Raw genomic sequence first — 17181 nt, 5'->3', positions numbered from 1 at the left:
ATTGATCGAGATGGGTCGCCCCCGCGTTTACGCCCTGAATATGGTCGATGAGATGCATAAAAAAGGCTACAGCATCGACTGCGAAGAGTTGAGTTCCATGCTGGGCGGCACGGTGGTGGAAACCGTGGCCACAACGGGCCAGGGGTTGGAACCGCTTTTGGATGCCTTGGTTCTGGTTGCCGAACAAGACCGCCAAGACCATCCCATGCGCATTCCCTACGATCATCACCTGGAAGAGGCGATTGAGCGGGTGCAAAAGCTGACTGCCGACCTCCATCCCGGGGGCTTGGAAGCCCAGCAAAGCCGCTGGCTGTCCATTGGGTGGTCAAAAACAAGCTGCGGTCCAAGGTGCCGCCGTCCAGCACATTCAAAACAATGTCGGGCCGGTCATCTTGAATAAAGTCACGACCAATGCGTTCTTCCGGCGATTGCGATGACAGGGAATAAATCCCCGGCAAATCCACCAGGTTTATGGTCCATCCCTTGTGCATGATGGCCCGTGAGCGTTTGGAAACGGTTACCCGCGGATAGTTGCCGACACTGTCATGAGCCCCGGTCAGCGCATTGGAAAGCGTGGTTTTGCCAGAATTGGGGTTGCCCACAAGCGCAACCGTGATGATTTTGCTGTCCACGAAATTTCTTTCTCTCAAAGCGTGTTCGCTGTGCCGGGCACCTGTCTTCAAGACGATTGCAGACGCACCAAACGCGCTTCTTCATTGCGAAGGCTTAAAGTGTAATCCAAAATATTGTAAGTGCGTGGGTCGCCCAACGGCGCGGTCTGGCCCAAGACAATTTTAACACCGTTGACGAGCCCCAGAGCGGAAAGCCGCCGCTTGAGCTTGATATCACCGGAAATGCCCGCAATGATCGCTTCTTCGCCTGACTTAAGATCCGCCAAGGTCTTATTGCTGTTCGTATTCACGGAAGGTCCTTATTAACTCAAAAAACGAGGCATTTTCACAGATATTTACCGCTCACGGAATCGACTGCAATCCTCATAAACACCATAAATAATAGTGATTATCAATTTCAATATGTATCGATAAAGAGCACGCTTTCATACCCGTTCAATCTTAAAGGATATTCTATAAAAAATCTGTGTTGAAATGCGAAAGCTTCATGTGACCTTTAAACGTTTTATTTTTTCCCAGACCATTTTACCGCCCAAGGCCAACAGAACCCCGGTGGAGGCCACAGCCACCCACAGCGGCACAAAGTCACCCTCTGTCGACAGCTGAACCGCCATATTGATGCCCAGGGAAAGGGCGACTTGGTCTGTAATCAGACCCGCGGCAATGGCGCTGAGGGTGATCCCCACCACATACAAAAAGGCCCCCCGGTTGCCCATCTCCTGGCGCACCACGCCCAAGGTGGCAATATTGGTTGCGGGACCAGCCAACATGAATACCATGGCGGCACCGGGTGACACGCCCGCCAACAGCAAACCGGCCGCCAAGGGGGTCGACGCAGTGGCGCAGATGTACATGGGAATGCCCACCAAAACCATCACCACCATAGCCCCGATTCCACTGCCATAGGAGGCCAGAGCTGCGGGAGGGATCCACGTGGCCGTCGCGGCGGCCAACACCAACCCGACCAACAACCACAAGGCAATATCGTCAAAAATATCGGTTAGAGCATAAGTGAAGCCATCCAAGGTGCGCGCGGCAAAAGATTGTGACTTTGCGCCCGAAGCGGTCTCAGCCTCACCACAGGAACCACTGGAACAACACGACGTCTGAACAGGTTGGGCAAGAGCCGGCTCAATCTTTTTGACGTCCTCTTCGGGAGGCAGAAAACGCATCAACAAACCCGTGATGATCGCACTCGACACCGCCGCGATGGGCCGCGCAATCGCCAGAAACGGCCCCAACATGGCATAAGACAGGGCCACCGAATCAACGCCCGTTTCCGGGGTCGAGACCAAAAACGACGTGGTCGCCTCACGCGACGCCCCGGCCCGGCGCAGGCTGACGGCTGCAGGCAAAACACCACATGAACAAATTGGCAGCGGTGCTCCCACCAGAGCCCCCAGCGCAATATCGCGCAATCCGCGCCCACCCAGCAACCTGGCAATGCCGTCTTGGGGAACCCAAGCCTGAATAAGCCCCGCCACAAGCAAGCCGAACAACAGCCAAGGTGCAGCGTCTAGCGTCATGCGCACAATGTTGTCAAAAAACAGGGCGAGAATATCCATTCTATGTCCTCAAGTGACCCAGTCCCCCCCGGAAGCGCTTGTGATTGGCATATTGGCTGACTGAGGGGCAATGACAATGCTTAACGATATCTGGCCCCAACGTGATCAGGTCAATCCAAGCCCATCAGATTGCGGGCAAAGTCTTTGGCGTTGAAGGGACGCAGATCGTCGGCCCCCTCGCCCACGCCAATGCAATGCACGGGCAAGGCAAACTTGTCGGCCAGAGCAACCACCACGCCACCCTTGGCGGTACCGTCCAATTTGGTCATCACCAAGCCCGAAACATTCACCGATTTTTGGAACACTTCGACCTGGGCATGAGCATTTTGACCAACGGTGGCGTCCAACACCAACACCACGTCATGGGGCGCGTCTGGGTCAATTTTTTTAATGACGCGCACGACCTTTTCCAATTCGTCCATCAAGTGCGATTTGTTTTGCAAACGCCCGGCGGTGTCGATCAGCAACACATCAACGCTTTCGGCGCGCGCTTGTTGCAACGCATCGAAGGCCAGGCCCGCCGAATCCGCCCCGATTTCCCGAGCGATCACCGGAACCCCTGTGCGCTGCCCCCAGACTTGCAATTGCTCAATGGCGGCGGCGCGAAAGGTATCGCCCGCAGCCAGCATGACCTTGCGCCCTTCATCGGTGTATTGCTTGGCCAGCTTGCCGATGGTCGTGGTCTTGCCCGACCCGTTCACACCACACACCAATATAACATGAGGCTTCAGAAGGGGTTTAAGTTCCAGAGGCTTGGCCACGGGCGTCAAAATCTGCGCGATTTCCGCGGCAAACGCTTCGCGCACTTCCACGTCGCCCACTTCTTGATCAAATCGACTTTTGCCCAGGCTGGCCGTAAGCTTCGCCGCCGTGGTGACGCCCATGTCTGAGAGGATCAGGGCCTCTTCCAGCTCTTCCAGCACCTCAGCATCAAGACGACGACGCACCGTGAACACTTGGGCAATGCCCTGGGTCATGCGCTCCGTTGACTTGCCCAGCCCAGATTTCAGTTTTTTCAGCCAGCCCCCGGCATTATCGCCCTCAGCCGTTCTGTAATTCCCCATCGCCGAGCCCAGCAGTTCGCCGTCCTTGGCCGTTGTCACCGCAACGTTGACGATTTGCCCCTGAGCAACAGGTTTGGCCAAGCGCACTGGGGCGAAACTTTCGGTGCGACCAAAATCTTGATGTTCCATGTACACGGCGTGGACGCTGCCCGTAAGTTGGGCCAAATGGCGCGCCAGGGCGATGTCGCCCACCTCTGTCAAACGCCGGGCGCGGGCTTTCCCCACCTCACTCGACACAAATGGAAGGGCCGCCGCCGCAACATCGGCGCGAGGGCTGTAGGCAAACACATTCAGAAAGGTGATGTTCCAGCGCTTCACTTGATTGAAGGTGTTTTCGAACATCTCATTGGTTTCGCTGGGAAAGCCCGCAATCAGATCCGCGCCGAACACGACGTCGGGGCGGGCATTACGCGCTTCGACCAACAGGGCCTGAATATCGGCCACCGTATGGCGGCGGTTCATGGCTTTGAGCACAGTATCGTCGGCAGCCTGTAGGCTCAGATGCAGGTATCCCATCAGGCGAGGCTCGCTGGCCAAAAGATCAAAAAAACCTTGATCCAAACGGAACGGGTCAAGCGCGCCCAGCCGCAGCCTCAACAACCCCGGCACGGCATCAAAAACAGCGTGCATCAAGTGGGTCAATCCGCAGACGTCCCCTTCACACAAGCCAATATCTTGACCATAAGCCGCGACGTTGGGGGCGACCAGAGCCACCTCAAGCTGCCCCTCGTCCACCAAGGCTTGAACCTGCTTCACCACGTGTTCAACCGGGACGGAACGCCCTTGACCCTGCTCCGCCGGAACCGCGCAGAACGAGCAGGCGTTGTCACAGCCCGACTGCACCTGGACGAATGCGCGGCCTTGCTTATCCCCCTGTGTCTCTCCTGGCGACACAAGGTGGCCTGCCAGTTCACGGATGGTTTTGAGATCGTTAATGCAGAGAGAGCCGTTCACGCCAGGATCCTTTGACTTATGAAGGGCCTATATATGAGGGGAGAGACAAAAAAAGTCTAGGGTCAGGACCTATTAATCTGATGCATTTGGTTTGTTAAAAATGCTTCCTGGCTAGGAAAAGACTTGTAGGAAGTGCCATTCACTTTCAAAAGTCTTTGACGACGTCCAGGGGGCATTTTTAACAAATCCGTTCCGGACGGGACGATTTTTACGCCTGATGTCGTTGCTAACCCCTGGCAATGGGGAGCATTGCGGCGGGTTTAGCGCCTAATCAGCCCTAAAAATCGTCTCCGCCAAATGTATCAGATTAATAGGTCCTGACCCTAGAGGTACCCGCCTATAAAGCACAAAGCCACTTCGGGGTTACGGCAAATCTGGGGTTATCACCCCCCCTATCATTCATGCTAGCATTCATCATTCGGGAGATCTTTCTCCACCAACACTTAACGTGAAGGGCTGTACATGCTCAAGCGGATGATGCTTCCCGCCATTTTTGCGATCTTGGCTTATGGCTTTTGGGTCAGCCCCAATGCCAAAGAAATTGCTGCCGGAGTTGCCATCTTCTTGTTCGGCATGCTGTTTCTCGAAGAAGGCTTTCGCGCGTTCACCGGGGGATTTCTGGAAAACGTGCTTAACCGCACCACAAACAGCCTGTGGAAAGCCGTTACGTTCGGCATCGTTTCCACCACCATCATGCAGTCGAGCTCGCTGGTTTCCATCATCACGATCTCCTTTCTCAGCGCCGGATTGATCTGGCTAAACGCGGGGATTGGGATCATTTTCGGCGCCAACATCGGCACCACGACCGGGGCGTGGCTGATCGCGGGGTTTGGCCTTAAGGTCGACATTGCAGCCTACGCCATGCCCATGCTGGCCTTTGGCATCATTTTGGTGTTCCAAAGGTCCAAGACCTTAAAGGGTTTGGGCTACGTTTTGTCGGGGCTGGGCTTTTTATTCCTGGGCATTCACTACATGAAGGAAGGGTTTGAAACCTTTCGCGAAACCATCAATCTCGCCGAATTCGCCATTGAAGGGTATGCGGGCTTGATTGTGTTCACCTTAATCGGTATGGCCGCAACGGTGATTATGCAATCGAGTCACGCCACTTTGGTGTTGATCATCACCGCACTGGCGGCTGGACAAATCACGTATGAAAATGCCTTGGCGCTGGCCATCGGCGCAAACATCGGCACCACAATCACCGCCATCATCGGGTCTATGAGCGCCAATTACCAAGGCAAGCGTCTGGCGGCGGCGCACCTCATTTTCAATGGCGTAACAGGTGCCATCACCATCGTTTTCATTCATCAAATCGTCTGGTTGGTGGAAGAAATCTCATCCACGATTGGCATTGCCGCCGATGATTACACGTTAAAACTCGCGGTGTTTCATACGGTCTTCAATGTCATTGGCGTCGCAGTGATGTTGCCGACAGTGCCACGTCTTGTGGTGTTCCTGCAGCGCGTCATCGCGAAACCGCACGAAGACTTGTCAACGCCCAAATACATCCATGAATCCGCATTTGACTTCCCCGAAACCCTGCTTGGGTCGGTGCGCCAAGAAACCATCCATCTCTACACCAACGCCGTGAACGTCATGGCGCATGGCTTGAACTTTGATCCCGCCGTGATTTTCTCATCCGAGGATTTAAGTCAGTACGCCAATATCAACCGAAAAACCCTGGAGTATGATCTCGATCGCCAATACAACAACAAGGTCAAGGCGCTCTATGCCAGCATTTTGGAATTTATCAGCAAAGCACAAACGCACCTTCATGCGGACGAGTCCAAACGCCTGTTCGAACTACGCGATGCGTGTTTAGGCATCGTCAGCAGTGTTAAGGAAATCAAACACCTGCGCAAAAACATTGGGATTTATATTCACTCCAGCAACCAAGACATTCGCCACGAATACAACAAGTTACGCGTCCAAATCGCTGAAATGCTCCGCGAAATTCACGAACTGGAAATCGCCGATGAGGACGACCGCGACATCTTGGCCCTCGACGCCTTCAAGGTATCCATCAACGAAGATAACATCATCGCCAATGGGAAATTAGATGCCTTGATCCGCGAAGGTAAAATTTCGGCGATCATGGCTTCGTCCTTGATGAACGATTTAAATTATGCCCGAGACGCCGTTTGGCATCTTGCCGATGTGGCCAAAACGCTGTTTGCTGCCAAGGACGCCATGTCGAAAGAAACGGAAGAGCTCTTGGCCCTGTCCGAAGAAGAAATCACCGCAATACACGAGGATGAAACAATCCAGGCCTAAAATCTGGATTGATGCGCAACACTTGGGAACTGGATTGATCAGCTCATGAAAAACAGCAAAATCGCAAAGTATCTCCACAAAGCCCTCGGCCAAGACGACGCCAAAAGAAAAGATGCGTTGATCGATATCCTCGCGAAGATGAAAAAGAAAGATCGCAAACTGAAAGATAAGCTTGCCGAGGCCAAAAACGACAAAGAACGCGACGAAATCACCAACAAAATCAAAGTCAACCGCGCCCACCGCCGCAAAGGCATAAAGGCTTATCGCGAGTTGATGGGAAAAGAAGGCCCTCTAGACACATAAACAACAAATCCCTCGACCATCCTCGGGATGAATATCGTCGTACTGCCCATCTCGCTTTTCAGAATGATTTTAATTGACTATCATTCCCCTCAGCTTGACGATGTATGGGGAGCAGCGAGTGGGGGCGGCTGATTATTGATCAAAAAAAATTTAACATGAAAAAAGGCCTGTTTTCCGCAGCGCCTGACGGAAGCCTGTTCGTCGATATCATTGTCGATGTTTCCACCACCGAAGCTGCCAACCCCCCACCATCCACGCTGCGGCTCACGCACGGTTTTTTTCAACTCAGAGGCACTGTTTTATGAACGGCGTTATTCCACAAACACCCCCAAGGAAATCCCTTTCGGACTGCGCCATCAAAGTCGATGTTGGCGCGCCTTTTGTTTGGCTCAGCAAAGGCTGGGCAGACTTTGTACGCGCGCCACGCTTAAGCATCATGCATGGCCTTCTGTATTCCGTTGTTGGCTTGATCATAGCCGTCGGCCTGAATTATTTTGAAATGCAATATCTGCTCTATCCCGTCACCAGTGCTTTTATCCTGGTCGGACCCATTTTGGCGCTAGGCATCTATGACATCAGCCGACGGTTTGATTACGGAAGCCAGCCAAAAATCAGCCAGGGCCTTTTTGCCTGGCGCAAAAACAGCTATCAGATACTCATGGCGGGTTTTGTGTTTGTGCTGTTTGCCACCCTGTGGAGCCGTTTTGCTTTCCTCACCTTTGCCCTCTCTTTCCCCCATGCCGGCATGAACTTGGGGATGATTGTTCACACATCCCTGTTCACCATCGATGGCTTTATCTTCCTTCTGACAGGCTCCATCATCGGGGCCATCATGGCGACGGTTGCATTTGTCTTTGGCGTGGTCACGCTGCCGATGATGCTGGATCGCAAGGTGGATGTGTTCACGGCGGGGATCATCAGTTTTTGGGTGGTGATGCGCAACAAGGGCGTAATGTTGACGTGGGCCGGACTCATCGTCATCTTCGTCGGTGCCGGGTTGGTCACGGCGTACATCGGTTTGGGCGTCATCTTGCCGGTTATCGGCTTCGCCAGCTGGCATGCCTACAGAGCCTGTGTTGATCCTTCCGCGTGGGAAAAAACACCGCTGGAATAAAGCCGTGCAAAGTCCGATGGCGGCCATGGTGTAGCTTCGCTATAAAGGTTCGCGTATAACTTACAGAGCGAATTGACAGCCGGAGACCGCCCATGAGCCTCAGCGCCACCATCATTCCCGTCACCCCTTTGCAGCAAAACTGCACCTTGATGTGGTGCACTGAGACGATGAAGGGGGTGGTCATTGATCCCGGTGGGGACGTTGACGTGATTTTAGATGCGGTTGCTGAAATCGGCTTTGAGATCGACAAGGTGTTGCTGACCCACGGTCACTTCGACCATGTGGGGGGCGCGATGGAGCTGGCGGAACGCTCCGACACGGAGATTTTTGGACCTCACGAAGACGATGAATTCATCACCTCCAAAGTGGTTGCGGGTGGGCAGAAATTTGGCATCGGCGGCGGTCGTGACGTATCCGGCAACCACTGGCTTCACGACGGCGACACGGTAAGCTTTGGCCATCAGACCCTGGCGGTTTATCACACCCCCGGCCACACGCCAGGACACATCGTGTTCTATAGCGACGACGCCAAATTGGCCCAGGTGGGCGATGTGTTGTTTCAGGGCAGCGTTGGCCGCACCGATTTTCCCCGTGGTGATTTTGACACTCTGGTGGCGTCCATCACGCAAAAGCTTTGGCCCTTGGGCGATGACGTCACCTTCGTACCCGGCCACGGCCCCACCAGCACATTTGGCGCAGAACGCACCCACAACCCGTATGTCGGCGATGCAGCGTTGAAAAATATTTAACAGCGTGTCTCTAGCGTTCTTGAAGGGCCGTACTGACCGAGCCTAAAAACGGCGAAGCGATGTATTGCATGACCGAGCGCGACCCGGTGATGATGGAACACATCACCTGCACGCCCGGCACCAATTGATAGCGTTGCCCGGAAGATTCAAAATAGTCGACCCTGGTTTTGATGCGCACCTTATAAAAGGTGGTGCCATCCTTGGTTTCAACGGTGTCGGGGCTGACATGAGAAACCGTGCCGTCCAACGGTTGGAAGCGGGCCCCATCGCCGGACGCCAAGCGCACCCGCACGGGTTGACCGGCACTGACATAGCCGACGTCTTGCGGCAAAAGCTTGGCTTCAATCACCATGGCGTCGCCCACCGGTACGATATCCACAACTGCGCCGCCCGGTTGAATAACGCCGCCCCGCGTCACCACGTGCAGGTTCATCACCACGCCTTCGACCGGGGACACCAGCACGCTGCGTTTGAAGCTGTCTTCGAATTTGCGCACGCGGTTTTGAAACTCTTCAAGGGAGCGGCTTTTGTCATCCAGCTCCTGGCGCGCTTCGATGCGAAACCGCCCTTCGATGCTTTCCATGTTGAGGCGTTCTTGCTCGATAGCCGAACCCAGACGGTTGAGTGCGGCCGTATCCTCGGACACCATTCCGTCTAAATTCGCAAGCTCTTTCAACAAGTTGAGGTGAACCATGCGATTGGTCAGATCTTGTTTCAAAAGCTCGTCGCTGATCGCCACTTGCTCTTTTAAGAGTGTGCGTTTTTGCCGCGTATTGGCCAGACGCGCAGAAATTTCATCGCCCTCGCGCATACGCTGATCGACCAGAGACGACTGCGTTGCCATATCATTTTTAAACTGATTGAGCCGCCCATTGTACAAAGCGCGGGCTTGGCGAGCCAGGTCTTCATGAGCGTCTTCATAGCCTTCGGGAAAAACGATGTCCTCACCATGGACTTCGGCCTTCAAGCGCGCCACATCGGCAATGAGCGATGCGATGCGGGCATTGAGTTCTTGCACATCGGCGCCACTGGCGGTGGATTCCAATTCCACCAAAGGCTGACCACGAGCCACCCGGTCACCTTCCCGAACCAAGATTTCACGGACGATGCCGCCTTCCAGGTGCTGCACGGTTTTCACCTGTGACGAAGGCACTACGTCACCCACGGCAAAGCTCACCACGTCGAGTTGTCCAAACGAAGACCAAATCAAAAAAGCTGTCACAAGGCCGATCAGCAGATACAAAAACAGGTGCGTCTGGCGGCTGATATTGAGGACTGGCTGTGTGCTCATGCGCTCACCTGCTGATTCACGACGTCCGTCGTTGCCGTTTGCGCTTTCAACAAACGCGGAACCGGCTTCACGTTCAAATCCAAGATAAACGGTGCGCCTTTGATGATGTTGGCGTCATGCGACAAGGCAATGATGGTGCAGCCCTTTTGCCGCAACGCGTTCATCACCCGCCCCATCTGTTGGGCACCTTCGCCGTCGAGGCCTTCGGTGGGTTCATCTAAAATCACCAGACGACCTTCGGACGAAAGCGCACGTGCCAGGGCGAGGCGGCGGCGAATGCCCAGCGGAAGGTTTCGTCCACCCGCCTGCAATACCATGTCAAACCCTTCGCGGCTGGTGGAAAAGAACGCTTCCAACCCCGCATCGCGGATCACGGTATTTAAGTCTTTTTCCGTCATGTCGGGGCTGTAAGCTGTGATGTTTTCGCGAACCGTACCGCTAAAAAAACCGGGTTCTTGGGGCAGATAGACAATTTGACGGCGCCACCATTCGGGGGCCACTTGAACCAAATCGACACCATCCACCAAAATTTGCCCGCGCGACGGCTTCATCAACCCCGCCAGCAGACGCGCCAGTGTCGTCTTGCCGGTGCCGTTTGCGCCCGACACCACAAACAGCGCGCCGGGATCCAGCTTTAAGTTGAGCGTTTCAAACAAAGGGGTTGGCTGGCCCGGATGAACGAATGCCACGTCTTTGAATTCAATACCGCCTTTGTATATCCCCAACGCCGAGCCGCGCTTGGCTTCGCGCGGCAAGCGCATCAAACCGTCCAGCGTCAAGCGCGCGACCTTGGCATTGGCGATCATCCCAACGGACTGGGTAATGCGGATCACCGGCCCCAATGTTCGGGACGCCAAGATGTTTGTACCGATCAGCAAGCCCACATCCAAATGACCGTTCACCACCAACACCCCACCGATGGCGATGATCGCCGTCGACATAAGCGCCTGAACGCCTTGGGTCAGGTTTTGCACCCCCCCCTGACGCGCGGCAATACTGGCGCGCAAATTGTTTAGGCCGTCATACATGGTCCGCCAGCGCTGGCGCAAAAAGGTTTCTGCAGTAAAGGCGCGCACGGTATCGGGATCAAGAATGGCACTGTCAAACAACCCCTGACGTTCCGCCATTTTGGTTTGCATTTTTTCCGTAGGTCCACGCATGGCCTTTAGGTTGACCCAACCCAGACCCACAACGAGCAAAACAAAAAAGACCACGATCAGCGCCGAAATGGGGCTGATCATCAACAGCGCGAACCAAAAAACAAAGGCGAATGGGAAATCGAAATACGCCACCATATTGGGGGCGGCATAGGCTTGTTGAATGGCATCCGACGCCGAAGCGGCCTCGCGTTTTTGTCCTGGCGTCATCTGCGCCAAAACGTCCGCGCGCGCGCCGGTCAATACATCGAAGGAACCGCTGGCATTGGCCCGATCAAACGGCTCCGACAGGGCATTGGCGATGGTCAGGCGGATTTGACGAAAGCCGATTTCGAAGAAAATCGCGATCAAAACCCCCGCCGTCAGTGTCAACAAGGTGGACCCCACCCCATGGGAAACGTAACGGTTCAGCACCTGGATCACGAACAGCGATGACGCCAATGCAAGCACGTTGGCGAAAAACGATGCGCCAACGAGTTCCAAAGTGACAAATGGATAGGCTTTGAGACGTTTTAAAAATTCGTCCACGTCCGTGCTCCCGTCTCGTGTGGCGGAAACAAACCCGGCACGGACTTACTGTAACACGGAAAGCTCAAGCTTACCCATAGTGTTCAGAACGGTCAGAATGGCGATATCGACATCCGTTTTGGCGCGATCCGCTGCGACCAAGGCGTTGATGAGGGACGTTTCACCGGACAACACATCAATCAAAGAGCGCTGCCCCAAGGCAAGTTCCTTACGCGCCAGGCCTAAAAATTCCGTCGCGATATGGGCTTGGTTTTCCAGGAAATCTGCATTGAGACGCGCCGTTTCCAACCGTTGCCAAGCGTTGCGGGCTTGTTCTTCGATTTGATTGCGGGTGTCTTTCAAACGGCTGGCAGCGGCAGAATGACTGGATTTAGCGGCCAAAAGGGTATTTTGTGCGGTCCAGCCCATGTTGAAATCAAAGGTGGCTTCAACCTTCACCAACATTTCGTTCTTGTCGCCAATCGTGCCGCCGACATCGCGTTTGTATTTTTGGTCCACGCTGGCCGTAACCACCGGGCGATACCCCGTTGCAAATGAACTTGCAATCGTTGCGTTGGCAATTTCCGCCGCGATGGACGTCACCAAAACCTGCGGGTTGTCTTCCAAAGCGACCCGAACGAGTTCTTCTTCGCTTGTCGGCAAGACAACGCGTGAAACGTCCGGCACTTCGATTTTTTCGAGATCTGCGGGAACGGTCTCAAACACGGCCCGATACCGGTTCACGGCTTGACGCAACGCGCCTTGGGCGCGCACCCGTGCGGCTTGTGCGCCGGCCAACTGGGTTTTGGACTGCAATTCGTTGGTGGAAATACCGGAACCGATCTCCACCCGCGCATGTTCCAGATCTGTTTGGCGCTTGATGTTGGCTTCGCTTTGGATCTGATGGTCCAAAACACGCTTGGCGCTGGCCAAATTCAACTGGGCACTCAAGCCCGCCAGCAATACGGCCTGACGGGTTTGTTCCAACGTTGCGAGGGCCTGATCGACGCTCAACGAAGAGCCTTCGACACTGGCGTCCGTCGCGCCAAAATCAAACAAGGTCTGCTTAAGACCCAAATCCACTTCGCGCTGCGCCATTGACGTCTTGGTCGCGGTGGCTAAGGGGTTTTGGGTGTAAATCTTTTCATGGCCGACGTTGGACGTGATGCTGGCCGTTGGGTAATAGCCGCCCTTGCTGACATCTAAATTGGCGCGCGCCGCAGCCACGTCGGCTTCAGCCGCCTTGATCCGTTCATGCACGGACAGCATCGCCGCCACGTCATCCATCAAACTCGCGGCACTGACAGAGCCCGCCAATGACATAGAAAATGTCACGGCAAAAACACTGCCAAGCAATGCGGATTTAAACGTTTTCATACGAATCATAAATGCCCCACAGGGTTTACGCCAATTTCACGCGCACAATATACGAACACAAGCTCATGGAATATAGCGAAAAAGCTAATAATTCGTAAGCAATTCATTCCAAGTCATATTTTTGCCATGCCTCCCTGCCTGGCACACAATAATATTACGCCCCTGCCATACGATCCGGGCAACTCGCCCCACACGACCAAAAGGGCTCCCTCCCCCTTAAACCGTTGTAAAATCGGCCGAACTGAACACCGACAAATCCGTCGTGAAGCTGTCTAATATAGCCAAGGTTTGAGAGCCTGCTCCTGAAGATGCATCGGTGGTGTAAGCCACGGTGCCGAAATTTGAATGGGCGCTGTCGTGAAAAACAAAAATTGCCGGGCTTGACGCCCCCCCAGCGTTGGCTATGGCCGTTAGCGCTTCCCCTATGGTTCCTATCGCAGCGCCAGTTAAAACAATGACATTCGCCCCTGCGACATTCCCACCAAGTGCATTAGCGCCTCCCGTCCAACTCTGTTCCACGTATGACAAAGTGCCCAAATTGAATGTGCTGTTGAGGAAAGCAAACGTATCACCCTCGTTGGCCCCAATCGACTGACCACTAAAGTCCATAAGCGTGTCCGTTCCATCCGTGACAGCTTCATACCGGAAGACGTCCGCCCCGGTCCCGCCCGTGATGCTATCATTACCTGCCCCACCGATCAGGGTGTCGTTGCCAATGCCGCCTTCCAGCGTATCACCACCATCACCGCCCGTTAGCGTGTCGCTGCCATCTTGGCCGCGCAAGACATCCGCCGCGTTTCCACCCGTCAGCGTATCGTTTGACGCACTACCGTCCAGGGCCGTTGCGATGGTGCTGTGTCCCGTAAGGGTTACAGCGCTGGTCGAAGAGACACCGGTGATCGAGTACGATTCAAAATTCTGAATTTTTGAGGCGGTGACATAGGTCTGGAGATTGAAGGTATCGCCACTGTCCGCCAAAATGATCAAAGAATCCGTATCGTTCCCACCATCAACCAAATTGATCGAATCAGTAGCACGCGTGAAGAAGTCCGCTTTGACTTTAACGACATCGTTCCCATCCGATCCATTTACGGTCCCAGCATATCCGCCAAAAACGTGGATATTATCAATTGCCGTCGACCCGGTGAAGGTATCAAAAGCGGTCATCTCGATGGCGTGTTTATACGTTGCAGTGTTGTCGGTGGAAACATTCTGCACCACCGAGCCTGACGACGTGATGTAAACGTATAAGGACGAAGGCGCCCCCCAGGTGCTGTAATTGTAGTGGTCAGCGCCATCCCCCCCTTTAAATCATAGCCCCCGTTGGAACTTCCCCACGCTGTGACGACGAATTGATCCGCACCCGTGCCGCCGAGAATTTGTACAGATCCTGCGGCACTGATATTGAAGATGTCATCACCGCCCTTACCAAAAACAATGGAATTGCCTGCTGAAACGGCAAAGGTGTTGGCGCTGTCGTTACCCGCCATGCCATAGCCGTGCTCGCCGGCATCGAGTCCTGACAATTTCAACACATTGCCGCTGGCGCTGGTGGTGAAGTTGGTGGTCGAGAATGACGTCACCGTGACATCGGCCAGCAGGAACTGAGAAATCCCGGAATATGAGATGGTGCCGAACAAATTGTTTGCCGCTGTGTGGTCCTTATACACCGATATGAGTCCAGACGTTGACGAATTAGCCTCAACATCAAAGTAAACAACGTCCATGCCATCAAACGAAATCTGGTTGGTCCCGCCCGTATCCGTGATGGTGTAAGTGTATGGCAGGTTGGCGCCGCTGCTCAGCGTCGCCCAAGGGAAATAAAAGTTGGTACTGCCCGAACCGCCCGTCAACGCCCCGCCACCAATGGCCGCCGTAATGGTTTCCTGAAAGTCCGTTTCGACATAATCAGTATCTGTTGTGATGGTGGTTGTCGCACCGTTGTCCGCCGTCACCGTTTCTGCCGTTGAACCAATGGCCGCATTGTATGTTTCCGCAAAAATTTCTTGAAAAGCTTCTGCTTCAACGGAGGCCGCGTTTGTACTTGTAATTGTAATGGTGTCGCCATTTTGCGTCACAATGATCACTTCACCGTTCGGGCTGATGGTAAAGGCTTCACCAGACTCTGAAATGTAAATCATGCCTTGTACGCCACCCGGGCCGCCACCAAGACCGGGACCGTTCGCGCCGCCTTGCGGCCCACCCGGCAGTGGAGCCCCCGGCGTATAATTGGGATCGACGACACCCGTTTGCAAAAACTGCGTGAACACCTGTTGTTGAATTTCAGCGGCGCTGCCCGCCATCTGGCTGAACTGCTGAGCGGCTTGTTGAGCGGCGGCGGCGGTGGCGGCTTGCTGCTCGGCCTGTACAGCCTGTTCAGCTTGCGCGGCGGCTTCGGCAACCTTGATCGCGGCGGCTTCCGTATCAGCTTCGGCCTTGGCTTGGGCCTCCAATGCTTTGGCCTCTGCTTCAGCGGCTTTGGCTTCCGCCTCGGCTTTGGCGTCCACGTCCGTAATGGCTTCCGCTTCGGCCTTGGCGGCCTCAGCCTCGGCTTTGGCAGCCTCAGCATCGGCTTGGGCTTGAGCCGCCTCGTCTTGGGCTTGGTCGGCTTCTTCCTTGGCCTTTGCGGCTTCGCCTTGTTGTTGGGTGGATTTTTCTGCGGCGTCTTGGGCTTGACGCGCGGCGTGTTCAACCTTGGCGACCGCCTTTTTTGCTTCGGTGCGCACCAAAACGGTCAAGGCGTTGCCAAAGCTTTGCTGAATTTGCTGGGCGCTCATGAACACTACGGGCGCCGGGGGCAATGTCGCGCTAAACACCGTCGTCGATGCATTGGGTTGGTTCAGAACTTGCGAACCCGCTTGGTTGGAAACAATCAATTCCCCCAAGTTGCCATCGATATCGGGCACCAAAGTGATCTGATCTTGCCCATCCTCCGCGCCGGACTTGATCAAGCCTGTCGAACCGCGAATGCCGATGGTCGTTTTGGGCGTGTGGATGACCATGGCATCGCCGTCCGTTTTGGCCACCTGACCACTGACAAACGAAAACACCCCCTTCACCACGGTGGCTTCAAACACGCCGGTCTGGGCATCGGGGTCATAAACCATTTCGTCGATGACCATACGCCCGCCCGCATCCAACGAAAACGTCGTGTCATCGGCAAAAATCACGCCGAGCGCACCATCGGCACTGGTTTCAAGCACGTCGCCTTGATAAATGGGATCGCCTGCGCTCAACGTCACTTGGCTGCCGTCCGCGCGGGTTGCCAGCACGCTGCCTTTCAGTTCGCTGACGGAACCGATGGCGGAACCCAGCGTCACTTGCGCATCCGTTTGCGGGTCCGTTTGCTGCTGCGCATATTGGCTCGGCACCATCGGCCCGGCCAACTTGGTCGCCAAATCCGCCGTAATGACGGAGCCATCACCGAGCAAAAGATCCGGCGGCGTGTCAGTCATAAAATATTCAGGGATGGAAACGGTCTGCCCATCCGGCGTCTTCAGCGTCAGGTCGTAACCTTCGCGAACGAACTCAGCGGACAGAAAGATATTGCCACCGGGAATCAGGATTTGCGAACTGGTCTCATTAGCAACTAACGTGTTGATATAACTAGACTCAGAACCTTTTTCTGAAATTTTAAAATCCGTCGTTCCATCCATGGGACAGCTCCATGCTTAATCTTTAAATGCTATCCTATATGAGAAAAAAATGCACCCCCCAAGCTTGTGATGGAGGTCTCTATTTTCCTTTAACAAAATTTCTCAAAAGCACACGCCAATGTCTATGGGGTGTGCAACTTAGACGAAGTTCGCCGCCGCATCCAGCGTATCGGTCATACCGGTCACGTTGATGATGGTATCATTAGCGTCGTCAAATGTGCCGTCGCCATTACCCACCCTTGGAAGCCTTAATTAAATCAATGGGTGTTGCACTTGAAATTTGAATCCAGCCATGACCAACCCAACCAAAGTGGCTGGCAATACAAACGTCTGGATTTAAGGTGAGAACTGAAGAGAAATACTGGGTTCAACTAAACATCCGTTTATGGCTATTTTCCCCGTGTTTAGAAGCCCCGGAAAATGGCCGCTACCCAGGTCCTCAGCGGAAGTTTTTTGCCCACCAACAACACGGCGATTTTTGACCCTTAGCAGACAAAGTGAACCGTAGGTTAGAATCTTCAAACCTCGCTAGACGGGG

14 protein-coding genes and 2 pseudogenes are annotated in these 17181 nt (G+C 54.4%); 6 read left to right on the top strand and 10 right to left on the bottom strand.

Annotated elements, in window-relative coordinates; genetic code table 11:
- Positions 1-10 precede the first annotated feature (10 nt).
- Entirely contained in the window at positions 11-400 is a 390-nt protein-coding gene (locus BEN30_RS12115) for a FeoB small GTPase domain-containing protein (RefSeq protein WP_069958601.1), read from the top strand.
- On the opposite strand, the pseudogene BEN30_RS17965 reads toward BEN30_RS12115, so the two are convergent.
- The 5 genes and pseudogenes from BEN30_RS17965 to BEN30_RS19010 all read right to left on the bottom strand — a co-directional run.
- Positions 372-602: pseudogene (locus BEN30_RS17965) on the bottom strand (FeoB small GTPase domain-containing protein); the annotation flags it as partial. The gene BEN30_RS12115 and the pseudogene BEN30_RS17965 sit on opposite strands and share 29 nt — an antisense overlap.
- A 77-nt stretch (positions 603-679) precedes the next feature.
- Entirely contained in the window at positions 680-922 is a 243-nt protein-coding gene (locus BEN30_RS12110) for a FeoA family protein (protein WP_069958600.1), read from the bottom strand.
- Positions 923-1117: 195 nt separating this feature from the next.
- The gene (locus tag BEN30_RS12105) at positions 1118-2197 is read right to left on the bottom strand and encodes an SO_0444 family Cu/Zn efflux transporter (RefSeq protein ID WP_069958599.1); all 1080 of its coding nucleotides are present in this window, start codon (positions 2195-2197) and stop codon (positions 1118-1120) included.
- 110 nt (positions 2198-2307) lie between these two features.
- Positions 2308-3261 carry a signal recognition particle-docking protein FtsY gene (ftsY, locus tag BEN30_RS19015; protein WP_069958602.1) on the bottom strand — a complete coding sequence of 318 codons (954 nt, stop codon included), beginning with the start codon at positions 3259-3261 and terminating at the stop codon, positions 2308-2310.
- Positions 3262-3591: 330 nt separating this feature from the next.
- A pseudogene (locus tag BEN30_RS19010) lies at positions 3592-4104 on the bottom strand (radical SAM protein); the annotation flags it as partial.
- A gap of 573 nt (positions 4105-4677) precedes the next feature.
- On the opposite strand from BEN30_RS19010, the gene BEN30_RS12095 reads away from it, so the two are divergent.
- The 5 genes from BEN30_RS12095 (at position 4678) to BEN30_RS12075 (ending at position 8655) form a co-directional block, all read left to right on the top strand.
- Positions 4678-6489, top strand: a complete 1812-nt coding sequence (locus BEN30_RS12095) for a Na/Pi cotransporter family protein (RefSeq protein WP_069958598.1) — start codon at positions 4678-4680, stop codon at positions 6487-6489.
- 45 nt (positions 6490-6534) lie between these two features.
- Positions 6535-6792 (top strand): hypothetical protein, encoded by a 258-nt coding sequence (locus tag BEN30_RS12090; RefSeq protein WP_069958597.1) that lies wholly within the window; start codon positions 6535-6537, stop codon positions 6790-6792.
- A gap of 155 nt (positions 6793-6947) precedes the next feature.
- The gene (locus BEN30_RS18675; RefSeq protein ID WP_170827044.1) at positions 6948-7097 is read left to right on the top strand and encodes a hypothetical protein; all 150 of its coding nucleotides are present in this window, start codon (positions 6948-6950) and stop codon (positions 7095-7097) included.
- A complete protein-coding gene (locus tag BEN30_RS12080; protein ID WP_069958595.1) occupies positions 7094-7906 on the top strand; it encodes a DUF2189 domain-containing protein in 813 nt (270 codons plus the stop codon). Before BEN30_RS18675 ends, BEN30_RS12080 begins: the two co-directional genes overlap by 4 nt.
- A 92-nt stretch (positions 7907-7998) precedes the next feature.
- Positions 7999-8655, top strand: a complete 657-nt coding sequence (locus tag BEN30_RS12075) for an MBL fold metallo-hydrolase (protein ID WP_069958594.1) — start codon at positions 7999-8001, stop codon at positions 8653-8655.
- A gap of 10 nt (positions 8656-8665) precedes the next feature.
- Here BEN30_RS12075 and BEN30_RS12070 read toward each other — a convergent pair whose 3' ends face one another.
- The 5 genes from BEN30_RS12070 to BEN30_RS12050 form a co-directional block, all read right to left on the bottom strand.
- On the bottom strand, positions 8666-9946 hold the full coding sequence (locus tag BEN30_RS12070; protein ID WP_069958593.1) for an HlyD family type I secretion periplasmic adaptor subunit: 1281 nt from the start codon (positions 9944-9946) through the stop codon (positions 8666-8668).
- Complete coding sequence (locus tag BEN30_RS12065; protein ID WP_069958592.1) at positions 9943-11631, bottom strand: ATP-binding cassette domain-containing protein; 1689 nt, start codon at positions 11629-11631, stop codon at positions 9943-9945. Before BEN30_RS12065 ends, BEN30_RS12070 begins: the two co-directional genes overlap by 4 nt.
- Positions 11632-11676: 45 nt before the next feature.
- On the bottom strand, positions 11677-12996 hold the full coding sequence (locus BEN30_RS12060; protein WP_084005478.1) for a TolC family protein: 1320 nt from the start codon (positions 12994-12996) through the stop codon (positions 11677-11679).
- Positions 12997-13203: 207 nt separating this feature from the next.
- Positions 13204-14154 (bottom strand): calcium-binding protein, encoded by a 951-nt coding sequence (locus tag BEN30_RS18670; RefSeq protein ID WP_069958590.1) that lies wholly within the window; start codon positions 14152-14154, stop codon positions 13204-13206.
- The gene (locus tag BEN30_RS12050) at positions 14151-16643 is read right to left on the bottom strand and encodes a FecR family protein (protein WP_069958589.1); all 2493 of its coding nucleotides are present in this window, start codon (positions 16641-16643) and stop codon (positions 14151-14153) included. The genes BEN30_RS18670 and BEN30_RS12050 overlap by 4 nt, the downstream gene beginning before the upstream one ends.
- Between the last annotated feature and the right edge of the window lie 538 nt (positions 16644-17181).

It is taken from the genome of Magnetovibrio blakemorei (genome assembly GCF_001746755.1).
Lineage (GTDB): Bacteria > Pseudomonadota > Alphaproteobacteria > Rhodospirillales > Magnetovibrionaceae > Magnetovibrio > Magnetovibrio blakemorei.
Note: the sequence above shows the minus strand (reverse complement) of the source record. Positions and strands in the feature narration are given on the sequence as shown.

Bases quoted from the DNA above. Each gene is read 5' to 3' on its own strand.
- BEN30_RS12050 (WP_069958589.1), bottom strand. From the start codon at position 16,643: ATGGATGGAACGACGGATTTTAAAATTTCAGAAAAAGGTTCTGAGTCT.
- ftsY (WP_069958602.1), bottom strand. From the start codon at position 3,261: ATGGGGAATTACAGAACGGCTGAGGGCGATAATGCCGGGGGCTGGCTG.
- BEN30_RS12115 (WP_069958601.1), top strand. From the start codon at position 11: ATGGGTCGCCCCCGCGTTTACGCCCTGAATATGGTCGATGAGATGCAT.
- BEN30_RS12075 (WP_069958594.1), top strand. From the start codon at position 7,999: ATGAGCCTCAGCGCCACCATCATTCCCGTCACCCCTTTGCAGCAAAAC.
- BEN30_RS12095 (WP_069958598.1), top strand. From the start codon at position 4,678: ATGCTCAAGCGGATGATGCTTCCCGCCATTTTTGCGATCTTGGCTTAT.
- BEN30_RS12070 (WP_069958593.1), bottom strand. From the start codon at position 9,946: ATGAGCACACAGCCAGTCCTCAATATCAGCCGCCAGACGCACCTGTTT.
- BEN30_RS12080 (WP_069958595.1), top strand. From the start codon at position 7,094: ATGAACGGCGTTATTCCACAAACACCCCCAAGGAAATCCCTTTCGGAC.
- BEN30_RS12090 (WP_069958597.1), top strand. From the start codon at position 6,535: ATGAAAAACAGCAAAATCGCAAAGTATCTCCACAAAGCCCTCGGCCAA.
- BEN30_RS12105 (WP_069958599.1), bottom strand. From the start codon at position 2,197: ATGGATATTCTCGCCCTGTTTTTTGACAACATTGTGCGCATGACGCTA.
- BEN30_RS18670 (WP_069958590.1), bottom strand. From the start codon at position 14,154: ATGACCGCTTTTGATACCTTCACCGGGTCGACGGCAATTGATAATATC.
- BEN30_RS18675 (WP_170827044.1), top strand. From the start codon at position 6,948: ATGAAAAAAGGCCTGTTTTCCGCAGCGCCTGACGGAAGCCTGTTCGTC.
- BEN30_RS12060 (WP_084005478.1), bottom strand. From the start codon at position 12,996: ATGATTCGTATGAAAACGTTTAAATCCGCATTGCTTGGCAGTGTTTTT.